We start from the raw sequence: 13,511 nt of genomic DNA, 5'->3' as shown, positions 1-13,511 counted from the left end.
ACTTATCGACGCTTGGGAGTGAACTGAGCGACGTAAGCGTCACCCTGTTTCGGGTAATAGATTTCACCGGCGACCGCATTGCCGGCGCGTTTGTCGAACACGATATCGATGCAGCTCACCGGCGACTTTTGCTGATCGATCGCGAACACGCGGTACAGAATCTGGTTTTCACCTTCGTAGCTGTTGGCCACCGAGGCGTAGCTCGGGCTCTGCTTTTTCTGTGCGCCGGCGAAGTCGGTGATCAATTGCATCTTCGGTGCCTGGGCCACTTTGGCGCCGTCACGCAGCACGGCAATCGGGCCTACGGCCACGGAGTGACCGTTCACCGCAGTGGCCCATGGCTTGCCATTCAGGCCAGGGAAAAACTCGGTGGTGGCGAATTCCTTCAGCGGCTTGTCGTCCGCCAGGCTCTTGACCTGACCCTCGATACGCGGCATGTCGGCAACGCAAGAACTGAGCGGGGCCGCAGCGTTGGCGGTGCCGATGATGGCGAAGGGCGAGCTTTTCGGGGTGATGCCCATGGCCAGTTGCGAGCGGGTATCGGTCACTGGACGGCCACCGAAGTCGACACCCCCCTTGCCGCTGAGCGGCACGTTCGGCGAGCTGTCGGCAACCACGGGCGCTTTGAGCTCAGGTGCTGGCGCGGGTGCCTGGGCAACTGGGGCTGGGGTCTTGCTCGCGGGCTTGCTGGCCACGACCGCAGGCTTGCTCGAAGGCTTGGTAGTCGCCGGCTTGGCGGTAGTTGCAGGCGCGGTGCCGTGGGCGAGGTACTTGGCGTTGCTGCGCTCATTGCGCACGCGCTCTACCAGCAACTGCTCGCTCTGCACTTCGACGAACTCGACACGGCGGTTCTCGGTGCGCCCTTGCTCGGTGGCGTTGTTGGCCAGCGGACGCGATGCACCGGCACCCTGGTAGTAAATGTTCTGACGGGGAATACCGACATCGGCAAGGATCTGGCCTACGGCGCGCGCGCGTTGCTCCGACAGCTTCTGATTGAAATCAGCCGATCCGGTGGCGTCGGTATGTCCAACCACCAGAATTTTCTTGGTAGCGGGGGCCTTGTCCGCTTGCTTGTCCGTCAGCGCCGTTGCCAGCGACGTCAGTTGGCGACGACCGGCCGGAGTCAACTCTGCCGAACCCACGGCAAACATCTCCGAAGACTGGACCTGGGCTTCAACCCCAACGGCTTGCAACTTCGGCGCGGCGCTCGGGGTGGCGGCGACATTGGCGTTCAACTCGTTGACTTGCATCACCAGGCCTTCCTGCTTGGCCACGGCCTGCAGTTTCTGCACCCGGTCGCGGTACAGCAGGGCCACACCACAACCGGCACCCGCGCCAGCGGTCCCAGCGACTACCATGTCCTTGCCGTCGCCTTTGGTCAGTACCACGACGGCCACACCCACCAAGGCACCCACAGCGGCGCCGGTCATACAGGCAGTGGTTCCCGACGACTCGCCCATGTAATTGTCGATCTGCGCACAACCACTCAGGCCGACCGCTACCGCCACCGCAAGGGCCGTAGGTTTCACTCTTCCATTTACACGCATGCCAATGTCCTTTTCCCCATTCCTTTACCCGCCCATCAGACGGGAATTCTTGTCAGCCCAGCAGCTGAATGAGTGACGCCCCGCCGGCGATTGAAAATCTCCGCGGTGCTTGTTGATCGATCGCAGTGCGCGTTTTCGAAACCCTGCGCCAACAAACGACAGGCACGCAGAAGCCCGAGCCGCGTGCAGTGCGCAGGACTCCAGGCAAATAACAGGTGATGCAGTGACCCAGGCAAAAGCCCATGGAGGGGAATATCCGTATAAGTGCCAGGCGTTAAAGGCCGGGACGTCCGTGTTCGTAGGTGCCGCGTAGAGGCGACAAATCTAGCACACCAGGGCCGTCAGCAATTGGATCAAGGGTTAGGGGCACATGATAGTGGGAAAACGAACAATAGTGGCATTGTGATATGTTGAAAAACGACAAATCTGACTTTTGACAGACTCTCCCGGATCGCAGGAGAGAAACGCGCCGACACAAGTGCCCGGCACCCTGGCGGATGTCGGTGCAGCCAACGCGTGTATTCTGGGCCGCGTTCCGTGACCGAGAGCCTGCTCATGCTGCACAGAAACCTCATTCGACGCCTCGACCTGATCACCTTGAAGCTGTTTGTCGCCGTGTGCGAAGAAGGCACATTGACGCGTGCCGCCTCGCGGGAGTCGATTGCCGTTTCCGCGGCAAGCAAACGCCTGATGGAGCTGGAGGAGGCGCTGGGCATCGGCTTGTTCGTGCGCAACGCCAAGGGCATGGTGCTGACCGCCGCCGGTGAAACCTTGCTGCACCACGCCCGGCGCATGCTGTTTGGCCTGGAGAAAATGGGTCTTGAGCTGGAAGAGCATATCCAGGGGATGCGCGGTTACGTGCGGATGCTGGCGAATCTCTCGGCCATCATCGAGTTCCTGCCCGAGGACCTGCACGACTTCGTTGCCCATCACCAGCAGGTCAAGATCGACCTTGAGGAGCGGCCCAGCGCCGGGGTGGTGCAAGGGCTGATCGACGGCGTGGCCGATATCGGCATCTGCTCCGAGGACACCGACCTGCAGGCGCTGTTCAGCGTGCCTTACCGCTGCGACCAGTTGGTGGTGCTGATGCGCCCCGACCATCAATTGGCGAGCCGGCAATGTGTAGCGTTCAGCGACACCCTGGGCTGCGACCATATTGGCCTGCATGCCGCCAGCTCCATCAACATGCGCACCCATGTCGCGGCCAGGAGTTCGGGAGAACCGCTGCGCGTGCGAATTCATGTGCCCGGCTTCGACGCCATGTGCCGCATGGTGCAGGCTGACCTGGGGATCGGCGTGTTGCCGCGCAAGGCATTTGATCTGTTCGGCCGCGCCCTTGGGCTGGTGGCGGTAGCCTTGAGCGATGACTGGGCGCAACGCACCTTGATCCTGGTGGCCCGGGACAAGGCCGCACTGTCACCCGTCAGCCTGCTGTTGTTCGAGCATCTGCAGCGTAAGGATGGCTGACGCCGGATAGCGTTCGTTTTTCGCGAACGCCTATTGCGATCTTACGGTTGGATCTGTGCTTTGTTGCTCCTCTAGTCTTGGTCGCAAATTCCAAGAACAAAAAGAGGTAGCTGCCATGGCCGGGCCATTGCAAGGCATCCGCATCATTGAAATCGGCAGCTTGATTGCCGCCCCGTTCGCCGCCCGCCTGATGGCTGAGTTCGGTGCCGAAGTGATCAAGATCGAGTCGATCGGGCAGGGCGACCCGCTTCGTAAATGGCGAAAGCTGCACGAGGGCACCTCCCTGTGGTGGTACTTGCAGTCGCGCAACAAGAAGTCGCTGTCGCTCAACCTGAAAGCGGCAGAGGGCATCGCCATCGTCAAGCGCCTGGCAGAGAGTGCCGACGTGCTCATTGAAAACCTGCGCCCCGGCGCCCTGGAAAAACTCGGCCTGGGCTGGGATGTGCTGCATGCCTTGAACCCCAAGCTGACCCTGGTGCGCATCTCCGGTTATGGCCAGTCTGGCCCTTATCGCGATCGCCCCGGCTTCGGCGCCATCGGTGAAGCGATGGGCGGCATCCGCTACACCACCGGCACTGTCGATTCGCCTCCGGCGCGCACCGGAGTAAGCCTGGGGGATTCCCTGGCGTCGATGCATGCGGTAATGGGCGCGCTGATGTCATTGCTGCGGGTCAAGACTGGACAGGGCGATGGCCAGGTTGTGGATGTGTCACTGGTCGAAAGCGTGTTCAACCTCATGGAAAGCCTGGTGCCCGAGTACGACATGCTCGGCCATGTCCGCGAACGCAGTGGTGGGGCGTTGCCAGGCATCGCGCCGTCCAACACCTACCCTACGGCGGACGCTGGTTACGTGGTGATTGCCGGTAACAGCGACCCGATTTTCAAGCGCCTGATGCAGGCCATCGGTCGCAGCGACCTGGGCGGCGATCCGGCACTCGCCCACAACGACGGTCGAGCCGCGCAAAGCGCACTGCTGGACGCGGCGATCAGCGCCTGGTCCTCAAGCCTGCCGATCGATCAAGTGTTGCTCCACCTCGAACAGGCGCAAGTGCCGGCCGGGCGCATCTACAATGTGGCGGACATCGTCGCCGACCCCCATTACCAGGCGCGCGAGATGATTCTCGATGCCCAGTTACCCGGCGGTACGAGCGTGAAGATGCCCGGCATCGTGCCCAAGCTGTCGGCAACACCGGGGGCGGTCAACTGGCCGGGCCCGGCGCTGGGCCAGCATACCGACAGCGTGCTGCAAAGCCTGGGGCTGACGACGAGCGACATTGAGCAACTCAAGCATGCAGGGGTGGTGCAATGATCCGCGACTTTTCCGAGCGCCTGATCGTCCAGGAAGTCTCGCCGCGCGATGGCCTGCAGATCGAACCGGTGTGGGTGGAAACCACGGACAAGATCGAGTTGATCGACCAGTTGTCCCTGGCCGGCTTCAGTCGTATCGAGGTCGGCTCATTTGTCTCGCCCAAGGCGATTCCGGCTTTGCGCGATGGCTACGCGGTGTTTCGCGGAATCCAGCGCCACCCGGGCGTCATCTATGTCGCGTTGATTCCCAACTTGCAGGGGGCGCAGCGGGCGATGGACGCGGGGGTCGATGAACTGAACCTGGTGCTGTCGGCCAGCCAGACCCACAACCTGGCCAACATGCGCATGCGCTGCGAGCAATCGTTGGCGGCGTTCAGCGATGTGGTGTCGCTGGCCAGTGGCACCTCGATGACCCTCAACGGTTCGGTTGCCACGGCGTTTGGATGTCCATTCGAAGGCCGGATCGCCGAAGACCGGGTGATGCACCTGCTGGATGCCTACCTGGAGCTGGGCATGCAGGGGATCACCCTGGCCGATACCACCGGCATGGCCAACCCGCGCCAGGTTCACCGGCTGGTCGATCGAGTACTGGCGCGCGTCCCGGCTACGGACCTGACCCTGCACTTTCACAATACTCGCGGGCTGGGGCTGAGCAACGTCCTGGCCGCTTACGAGGCTGGCGCCCGGCGCTTCGACGCCGCGCTCGGCGGACTCGGCGGCTGCCCGTTCGCCCCAGGAGCCTCGGGCAATATCTGTAGCGAAGACCTGGTCAACCTGTGTGAAGAAATGGGCATCGATACCGGTATCGATCTGCCCCATCTGTTGACCCTGTCGCGCCGCTTGCCCGCACTGCTTGGCCACGAATTGCCCGGGCAAGTGGCCAAGGCCGGACGCAACTGCGACCTGCACCCGCCACCGGCCAATCTACCGGGCTGATCGTCCGTACATCGTTGTCCTTGCATAGGTGCGAGCACGCGGTCCTGCGCGCTCGTCCAGATAACAACAACAATCGGGCTCCCACCGGGAAGTCCAACTGGAGTATCCCCATGTCTATTTCTGTTCTAACCCCAGACAGCAGCCTCACCGAGGTTGTCAGCGCGGAAAAGGCGCTGATCCGCAAAGTCGCCTGGCGCTTGATGCCGCTGATCATGGTCTGCTACCTGTTCGCCTTCTTCGACCGGATCAACATCAGCTTTGCCAAGTTCCAGTTGCAGGCGGACCTGAGCCTGAGCAATACCGCCTACGGCCTGGGTGCAGGCCTGTTCGTGGTCGGTTATGTGCTGTTCGAAGTACCTAGCAACATCATGCTGTACAAGGTCGGCGCCCGCCGCTGGATCGCCCGGATCATGATGTCCTGGGGCGTGGCGACGGCACTGATGGTGTTTGTCACCGCCGAGTGGCAGTTCTATGTGCTGCGTTTCCTGATCGGTGCCATGGAAGCCGGTTTTGCCCCGGGCGTGCTGTATTACCTGACCTTGTGGTTCCCGCAGACCTACCGCGGACGCATTACCTCGACCCTGTTCCTGGCCTCGGCCTTTGCCGGACTACTTGGCGCACCGATCTCCGGGCTGGTGCTGGAGCACATGGACGGCTTGCTGCAGATGCGCGGCTGGCACTGGCTGTTCCTGCTCGGCGGAGTGCCCTGCGTAGGTCTCGGCCTAGTGGTACTGCTGGTGCTCAAGGACCGCATAGCCGATGCGCATTGGCTGAGCGAGCCAGAGAAAATCTACCTCTCGGCGCGCATTGCGCAACACGAGAGCAACAAGCACGGCGGCTCGTTACTGGCTGCGATCAAAATGCCCGGCTTCCTGATGCTCGGCCTGATCTACTTCCTGATTCAGGTCGCCTCCTACGGCCTGAACTTCTGGGCCCCACAATTGATCCGCAGTACCGGCGTCGAAAGCCCGGTCACCATCGGCCTGCTGACCGCCGTGCCCTACGTATGCGGCGCCATCAGCATGGTAGTCATCGGTCGCCTGTCGGACGCCAGCGGCGAACGCCGAAAATTTGTCTGCGCACTGGTGGCCCTGGGCGCCATCGGCTTCTTCAGCGCCGGCATCTTCGCCGCCCATACCAGTCTGCTGATCCTCTCCCTGGCCCTGCTCGGCACCGGCATCATCGCCTCCATCCCAACCTTCTGGACCCTGCCTTCCAAACTCCTGGCCGGCGCCGGTGCAGGCGCAGCGGGCGGCATCGCCCTGATCAACACCCTCGGCCAGTTCGGCGGCATCGTCAGCCCGGTCATGGTCGGCAGCATCAAGGACCTGACAGGCAGTACCACACCGGCGCTCTACGTCATCGGCGTTACCAGCCTGATCGCCGCAGCGTTGTTGCTGTGGGGATTGCCGCAGAGGTTGCGTACCCTGGATAAGAGCGAAGACTAGGGGAGAAGGGTTTCATGGCCTTCGGTACGCCTTGCATCGAGGATCCACTCATTCTGGGTGTGGAGGCTACTGAAGGGCGTGGATTGGAGATTGGCGAACCCCCAAAACGAAAAAACCCGCCTGAAGGCGGGTTTTTCGGGGGTTCCAGAGATTTTGAAAGCCTTCTCTGGAACCTTGTATGGTGCGGCATCAGGAGTCGAACAATCTAATAAGCTATTGAATTAGCTTATTAATATTTAAAGGCCTGTGAGGTTCTACCTCTAAAACCACCTCAAGGTCCTCGTACGCCTGAGGATCTTGCTTGACGTGACTAACCGCGAAGGGCCGGAGTTGCCCCCACAGCGGCCTATGAGAATTGGGCCGTTGATGTGTCAACGGTCAACCACGTTAGAGTTAGAGTAGGTCCATGGTGGCCATAGAATCAGCCATGCGGTAGCCCATCGCTTTGTAACCCGCCTGGCGCTTATCCCACATCCTCAGCAGCGCGACATTACCCCCGTCAACGAAGTCGATCACTCGCACGTCGGCCTTATCGGCATGTGATCGATGCAACCGCCCCGCATATTGCTGAAGGATTCCCTTCCATGAGATGGGCATTGCCAGCACCAGCGTGTCCAACGGCGGATGATCGAAGCCTTCACCTACTAGTTTTCCTGTTGCCAACAGCACTCGTGGAGCATCAGGGGGAAGGGACTCAAGCTCATGCATACGGGAAATCCGCTGTTTCTTAGGCACTCGCCCATGAAGCGTGAAAAGGTTATGCACGCGCTGCTTCAATACTAATTCAAGGGCATCCACATGTTCCGTCCGCTCCGTTAGCACTAGAATTTTTCTACCCGCGTTGTACGCCAGCTCAATCTCCGAGACGATTTTGGCTGTTCGCTCAGAGTCGTCGGCTAGACGCCGAAAAACGTCCTGAATCCCAAAGCCGTCGGGGACCACTATTGGTTTGGGCAGCAATCGAGGCACGACAGATAGGTCATGGGGCCCACTCGCTGGTCGAGCAGCAGAATGTCGGATCGGTCCGCACTGCATGAAAATAATGGGCTGCTGCCCATCTCGGCGCACTGGGGTTGCTGTGAGTCCCAATACGTACCGCGCGGTCGCGCTCCTCAGTAGTGCCTCGAATGACACTGCTGATAGGTGATGACACTCATCAACGATGATCTGGCCGTAGTTTTTTACCTGATCGCTGATCTCGCCTTTTCGCGATAGCGACTGCATGACGGCAATGTCGATGATGCCGGTAAGCTTCGCTTTTCCGCCCCCAAGAGTACCAACGACACCATTCCCGACTCCCAAGAACGCCTGCAAGCGCTCTTGCCACTGCCTTAACAGTTCCGTCCGATGCACAAGCACCAGCGTGTTAATGCCACGTGCGGCAATCAACGCAGCAGCACTCACCGTTTTACCGAAAGCTGTCGGTGCGCAGAGGATACCGGTGTCATGACTTAGCATTGCGCTGATAGCAGCCTCTTGGTCAGAACGCAGGGTCCCTAGAAAGCTCACGTCGATGGGGTCGCCCGCGAAGCGTTCGTCTTTAAGAATAGGGGTAACCCCGTTTTCCTCTAAAAGCTCCAGCGCAGCATCCAAACAGCCACGTGGTAACGCAATATGTTTGGGGAAGTTCTGGGCACAACCGATAATCCTTGGCTTGTTCCACACTGACATGCGCATGGCCTGAGCTTTGTAGAACTCAGGGTTTTGAAAGGCAGCGAGCCGGACAAGCTGGTTTGCCAATGGCTGTGGCAGTTCCGACTTTTCAAAGTAAATTAAGTTAGCCAGCGTGATGTTGACGGCAGCAGGCAACGGGCATGTCAATTTACGTGATCTCGATTCACGATCTTTCCAAGGTTCTGCATCACCTTCGTCATCGACATAGGCGACCCCTAGAGGGTCCCGATTACCCATCGCCTGGATAATAACGGGCTGGATATCTTCTGGACTCATGCGCTGAATCGATGCCAGGAAGGCCCATTGATCAGGATGAGGCTCAAGCGAGTCGTCTACAAAAACGCTATTGTTTTGGGCCCTGGCCCGCTTTTGTAAAGGGAGCGCGATGAGATTTCCAAAGCCGCCTTTGGGCATATAGTCCTGGTTTGGAAACAGTCGATCATAGGAGCTGAGCGCCAACTGGCGGGTGCGCTCACAGGCATGACTGATGATTGCAGCACCGAGGCGGCGCGCATCGCAGGCAGGAACATTACGCTCAAAGAAAATCCAGCCATGAGCCCCTTGGCCTGAGCGCGATATTTCCAGCGCCACCGGGACGTTCAGCTCATGGCATGACTGCACAAAAGCTTTGGAGTCATCACGCCATTCGGCCTCATCGAAGTCGACTGCCAAAAAATAACAAGTGTCATCAGAGAGTAGGGGGTAGATACCAACGACCACTTCGCCCGCCAGATGGCGATAGACCACCTCATCGGTCAGCGGAAGCAGCTGGCGGTTACCGCAGTCGCCACATTTAATTCGGGGCTTCTCACAAACGCCAGGCCTCCATTCGTTTGCGCAAGCGGGTGCGTATCCTGATTTGCCTGCCTTGCTTTCCCAGCGGATGGGATAAACGTCCGTCCTACCACGAAACAAACTTCGGAATAGGGCAAGCTTTCCATCAGTATCGAGTTGCTGTGATTGTTCTGCTTGGACAATCGCTATCTTGACTGGCTCAGCAGGCGGGCGCCATTCGATGCCATGAGCATCCAGCAAGGCAACCAATCTTGCATTCTCAGCCCTTAGCTTCGCCACCAGACTAGTGTCTATCACCGCCTTCAGCCTCTACGTCTCAGGTGAAGCCTGTAGCCTCGAGCTACAACCCTCAGTCCATCAGTAAAACATAGAGGTTATCAAACAACAGAGGTTAGGTTCAGGGGCTCAAGAGGTTCGCCCTAATCCCAATCAAATTGTTGGCTGGCTCAATCTGCCAGTTAGGGATACAGAGCGCGCAGTTGCTGGCATTCGGCTAACGTTGAAAATTCCAGGATTTTCCTAGGCGCAGAGTGATCAGGCTTGTGGTCAGCAGGTAGTAGTAGCGCGTCGATTTCGAGTTTGAGTTCATGTGGTGGTTCAAAAACCAAACGAGATGCTTTCTTTGCCATGTCCATGGATTATCTCGGTTCCAGCGTTCAGAAATGGCTGCTTGAATAGTCTTGGCCTAGCGGATGTGACGTTCTCGTGTGGCATGTGCTCCAGTCAGTGCCCCAGCCAAGAAGATCTCCATATCGAATGGTTTATTCATACCCGACCACCGATGTACGCCGATACCACGTCGATTCGACCGTGTCCTAGCTCATAGCTGATTTGTAAGCGTGCCTCTCGATCCAGGCGTGGATCGAGGCGCCTGCACCAGCCACCGTTGATGGGCGCTAGGTGATGGGTGATCTGCTCATAGCGTTCGCATGCATAAGCCGCGCGCAATTCGTGGAAGCCTTTGAGGTTGTGCGTATGGAGGATATTTCGGGCGGGGCGTATGACACTCGGTTGGAAATCGAGGTAGCTCTCGTTCGGTGCCAGCAGGTTGCGGCTACCGTCGGGAGAGACCTATCCGGCGTACGTGAGCGCTTCGCGAATATGGTCATCCACCGTGATCCAACGAGGCGCGGTTGCGCCGCTTCGGCCACCTTTGGTGCCGTCCTGGATGTTGATCTTGTCGTAGTGTTCGGCTTCTCTTCGCAGGCGCGGAAGGTCGGCCAAGATGGCCTCGCGCAAGCGCATGCCGGTGGCTCGCGCCAACTGGGCGATGGCCGCCGCACGTGGCATTTGGTGTTCGCAGAGGACGTCGACGATCCGCTTCACGTGTTCGCGGTCTTGGCCTTTCGGCACCGAGCGACGAACACTGTTCCGCCGCATTCCCAGCGTCTTGCTCGGACTCGGCACTTTCACATACTGATCACCGCAAAGTGCGGCCATGGTCCGGTTTACGCTGGACAACCGATTTTGCGCGGTGGCGATGCTGATAGCGCCTTGTTCAACTTAGTGACGCAGATGGCCGGCGTAATCCAGCAAGGTCTGCCGATCAATTTGTCGCGCATCGTTAAACCCGGGTCCATCCTTCGACCGACACCAGCGTACAAACGCCTGCCAGCGATCACTGTGCACTTTGACCGTGCCGTAATGCCCGTCGCCAAACATGTCCCGTAACGCCTGTGGCCCGGCATAACTCAGTTGCCGGCCATAGCCAAAATTCCGGCCATCTCGTCTACCGACCAATCCCATGACCAAACTCCTCTCGAAACCAAGTCCTTGTAGCTTTCCTCACGTCATCCCGCCAAGAATGTTGAGTGTTATCAGGGATCAAGGCCTCTGCGACCTGTGAGGGTTGTCCACTGACGCGGGACTGGCGGCTCTTTACAACCGGGAGCTTGGGCATCTCATGATCCGGCCTCCTGAACACCTCCAAAGAAGTGGGCGGGTGGAGGCTGCGCTAGCTGACGAGACCAGCGCCGCGAGATCCTGAGTTGGGTGAAGGCAGCTATGCGATGACCGGGGCATGCCTGACTGTCAGTCAGGTGCGGTCCAATCCGTGGGCTGCGGCACCATCATCTGCATCGCTGTTGCTGGTGACTTCGGTGTTTGTCACTCCGATTGTCACGAGGGGGAATGCCGCAAAGCCTTGTACGAGGTGGGTTGCAGCAGCGGTAGGAGCGCCCGTCTCTTTCCGGGAGAAAGAGACGGGCGCAGGTTGGCGCACGGGAATGGCCAAGCGGATAGGTTGCTGCAGAGCAGCTATGAAAGGGGGATGAGTTGCCGCAGTGGGCACCCTGGTAAAAGTAGGCATCCATCACATCGTTGTGACCGTGCGAGCCGCCGGACGCTAATCGCACTTTGGGAGAACCACCACGGTGTGGCGTAGCCTTAAAGGTTCTGGCTACCTGGGTTGCTGTCAACGACAGCTCTTTGCCCGATCTTTTCTACGCCTGTGGATAATTTGGGTCAAGGCTCGAATTTTCGGGAGTTCTGCGGCTGTGGATGAAATTATCCACCGGTGGAAATCAGTGGTTTTCCACAGACAGTTGCGTGGGCTTTAGATTTTTTAAGTGAGGTCCATCCAAGCAGGGCGGCTTTGCAGCCCTGTTTGGATGGACCCGCGTGGCAGAGCAGATTGCGAGAGTCTTACGGATGTACGCTTGCTTTACTGCGGCACTTTAAAAGCCAAAGCAGTGTCAGCACCGTCGGCCAAAACAACGTGTTGAGAATGTCGTGAGCGCTTGCCTGCCAGCGCCAGTATCCGAAGCTTCCAATATCGTCTCGCCGATCTACCCACTCGCCAGCACACGCAACGATGAAAACAACCAGCCAGCCAATGTATGGCCTGAATCGTCGGGTGCCGACGATCAACGTTAAATAGACCACCATGCCCACATAGATATGCAGCGCGTCTTTTGACAGCCCGGTTGCCGACACGATGGCGAGCTTGATGCTTTGTGCGGTTGAGATATCCATGTCAATTCTTCCTTTCTGCGCCAGTGCCAGACTTCGCCTTCATCCGAGTAACGTTAACCCCAATCTGGTTGGCGAATTCGTGTGGAGTGACATGCTCTTGCCGGTTGGCCTCCAGATACCGACTCCACCAGTTCATGATCAGCCTGCGTTCCTCGATGAACTCAGCCTTGTGGATGTAAGCGGCGCGGACGTTGTTGCGCTCCTTGTGGCTCATCTGCCGTTCAATAGCTGTCTCCGACCACAGTCCTGACTCGATCAGTGCGCTGCAGGCCATCGAACGAAACCCATGTCCGCAGATATCGGTTTTGGTGTCGTATCCCATCGCCCGTAGCGCGTTGTTCACGGTATTTTCGGACATCGGTTTCCAGGGCTTGGCATCGCCTGCAAACACTAGGTCGAATTTTCCGGTGAGGGCGTGGATCTGTTCAAGCAAAGCCACGGCTTGCGGCGATAAGGGTACAAGGTGGATGTCCCCGGCCATCTTCGTTCCCCTTGTTGAAAAGGGTACTCCGACCAACGCGGGTCGAGTGTCTGGTATCTCCCAGGTGCCGCGCTTGAGGTCGAACTCGCTCCAACGGGCGAAGCGCAGTTCGCTGGAGCGGACGAACACATGCAGCGAGAGCATCACCGTCAGACGGGTAAGTGCCCGGCCTTTATAGGTGTCGATCCGCTCCTGTAGTTCCGGCAGTCGCGATAAGGGTAGAGCGGGGCGATGTACCACCCGGGGGGCTTTGATCGAGCCTTCGAGATCGTAAGCAGGGTTTATGGTGATAAGCCGGAGGCCTTTTGCCTCGCGCATGATGCTCTGCAGGTAATTTTGTACCCTTAAAGCAACGTCTATCGTTCCGCGCTTCTTGATCGCTTCCAAGGGCTGCATAAGGTCATGGGTGTCGAGGTCGACAATGGCGCGGGCGCCGATCAGCGGGAATACGTGGGTTTTGAGGCGGCTCATCACTGTCTTGGAATGGCCTGGTGCCCACTTGGCCGACATTTCCGTATGCCAGTCGAGCGCAACGCTTTCAAAGGTTCTGCCTTTGATTACGGCTTCCGCCTTGGCTTGGTGCTTGGTCTCTATAGGATCAACGCCATCCACCAGCATTCGCTTGACCTCCAAGCGCTTGCGGCGCGCATCGGCGAGGCCAATGACGGGGTAGTTGCCGAACGAGGTCAGTCCTTCGCGTCCGTCAGGTTTGACGTAACGGAGCCGCCAGCCTTTGCGGCCATTGGGCTGGACTAGGAGGTAGAGGCCATCGCCGTCGAAAAGCTTGTAGGCGCGGTCTGTAGGTTTTGCCAAGCGGCAGGCTGCGTCGGAGAGCGGAGCTGTGGTGCGCGACATAAGGGTACTCCCTTTTATCGAAGTGAC

8 protein-coding genes and 2 pseudogenes are annotated in these 13,511 nt (G+C 58.8%); 4 read left to right on the top strand and 6 right to left on the bottom strand.

The features are described 5' to 3' along the window. Positions 1 to 2: 2 nt before the first annotated feature. Positions 3 to 1,547, bottom strand: coding sequence for an OmpA family protein (locus tag ACIOVD_RS04985; protein ID WP_401126428.1), 1,545 nt, complete (start codon positions 1,545 to 1,547; stop codon positions 3 to 5). Positions 1,548 to 2,102: 555 nt separating this feature from the next. On the opposite strand from ACIOVD_RS04985, the gene ACIOVD_RS04980 reads away from it, so the two are divergent. The 4 genes from ACIOVD_RS04980 (at position 2,103) to ACIOVD_RS04965 (ending at position 6,706) form a co-directional block, all read left to right on the top strand. Beyond that, entirely contained in the window at positions 2,103 to 3,014 is a 912-nt protein-coding gene (locus tag ACIOVD_RS04980; RefSeq protein ID WP_095167414.1) for a LysR substrate-binding domain-containing protein, read from the top strand. A 115-nt stretch (positions 3,015 to 3,129) separates the two neighbouring features. Continuing rightward, on the top strand, positions 3,130 to 4,323 hold the full coding sequence (locus ACIOVD_RS04975; RefSeq protein ID WP_401126426.1) for a CaiB/BaiF CoA transferase family protein: 1,194 nt from the start codon (positions 3,130 to 3,132) through the stop codon (positions 4,321 to 4,323). Next, positions 4,320 to 5,258: a hydroxymethylglutaryl-CoA lyase gene (locus ACIOVD_RS04970; RefSeq protein WP_095167410.1), complete on the top strand. Its 939-nt coding sequence runs from the start codon at positions 4,320 to 4,322 to the stop codon at positions 5,256 to 5,258. Before ACIOVD_RS04975 ends, ACIOVD_RS04970 begins: the two co-directional genes overlap by 4 nt. Before the next feature lie 110 nt (positions 5,259 to 5,368). After that, complete coding sequence (locus ACIOVD_RS04965) at positions 5,369 to 6,706, top strand: MFS transporter (RefSeq protein ID WP_095167408.1); 1,338 nt, start codon at positions 5,369 to 5,371, stop codon at positions 6,704 to 6,706. Between the two features lie 393 nt (positions 6,707 to 7,099). Here ACIOVD_RS04965 and ACIOVD_RS04960 read toward each other — a convergent pair whose 3' ends face one another. The 5 genes and pseudogenes from ACIOVD_RS04960 to ACIOVD_RS04940 all read right to left on the bottom strand — a co-directional run bounded on the left by ACIOVD_RS04960 (position 7,100) and on the right by ACIOVD_RS04940 (position 13,484). Further along, entirely contained in the window at positions 7,100 to 9,472 is a 2,373-nt protein-coding gene (locus ACIOVD_RS04960) for a TOTE conflict system archaeo-eukaryotic primase domain-containing protein (protein WP_401126424.1), read from the bottom strand. A 196-nt stretch (positions 9,473 to 9,668) separates the two neighbouring features. Beyond that, positions 9,669 to 9,944 (bottom strand): annotated as a pseudogene (locus tag ACIOVD_RS04955) (hypothetical protein). Further along, positions 9,941 to 10,921 (bottom strand): annotated as a pseudogene (locus tag ACIOVD_RS04950) (integrase domain-containing protein). The pseudogenes ACIOVD_RS04955 and ACIOVD_RS04950 overlap by 4 nt, the downstream one beginning before the upstream one ends. Before the next feature lie 897 nt (positions 10,922 to 11,818). After that, positions 11,819 to 12,148 (bottom strand): hypothetical protein, encoded by a 330-nt coding sequence (locus ACIOVD_RS04945; RefSeq protein ID WP_401126422.1) that lies wholly within the window; start codon positions 12,146 to 12,148, stop codon positions 11,819 to 11,821. A 1-nt stretch (position 12,149) separates the two neighbouring features. Beyond that, on the bottom strand, positions 12,150 to 13,484 hold the full coding sequence (locus ACIOVD_RS04940) for a tyrosine-type recombinase/integrase (protein WP_401126420.1): 1,335 nt from the start codon (positions 13,482 to 13,484) through the stop codon (positions 12,150 to 12,152). Positions 13,485 to 13,511: the final 27 nt, after the last annotated feature.

It is taken from the genome of Pseudomonas sp. NPDC087626 (genome assembly GCF_044743405.1).
Lineage (GTDB): Bacteria > Pseudomonadota > Gammaproteobacteria > Pseudomonadales > Pseudomonadaceae > Aquipseudomonas.
Note: the sequence above shows the minus strand (reverse complement) of the source record. Positions and strands in the feature narration are given on the sequence as shown.

Coding starts and splice junctions, on each gene's coding strand:
- ACIOVD_RS04985 (WP_401126428.1), bottom strand. CDS start 1,547: ATGCGTGTAAATGGAAGAGTGAAACCTACGGCCCTTGCGGTGGCGGTA.
- ACIOVD_RS04980 (WP_095167414.1), top strand. CDS start 2,103: ATGCTGCACAGAAACCTCATTCGACGCCTCGACCTGATCACCTTGAAG.
- ACIOVD_RS04975 (WP_401126426.1), top strand. CDS start 3,130: ATGGCCGGGCCATTGCAAGGCATCCGCATCATTGAAATCGGCAGCTTG.
- ACIOVD_RS04970 (WP_095167410.1), top strand. CDS start 4,320: ATGATCCGCGACTTTTCCGAGCGCCTGATCGTCCAGGAAGTCTCGCCG.
- ACIOVD_RS04965 (WP_095167408.1), top strand. CDS start 5,369: ATGTCTATTTCTGTTCTAACCCCAGACAGCAGCCTCACCGAGGTTGTC.
- ACIOVD_RS04945 (WP_401126422.1), bottom strand. CDS start 12,148: ATGGATATCTCAACCGCACAAAGCATCAAGCTCGCCATCGTGTCGGCA.
- ACIOVD_RS04940 (WP_401126420.1), bottom strand. CDS start 13,484: ATGTCGCGCACCACAGCTCCGCTCTCCGACGCAGCCTGCCGCTTGGCA.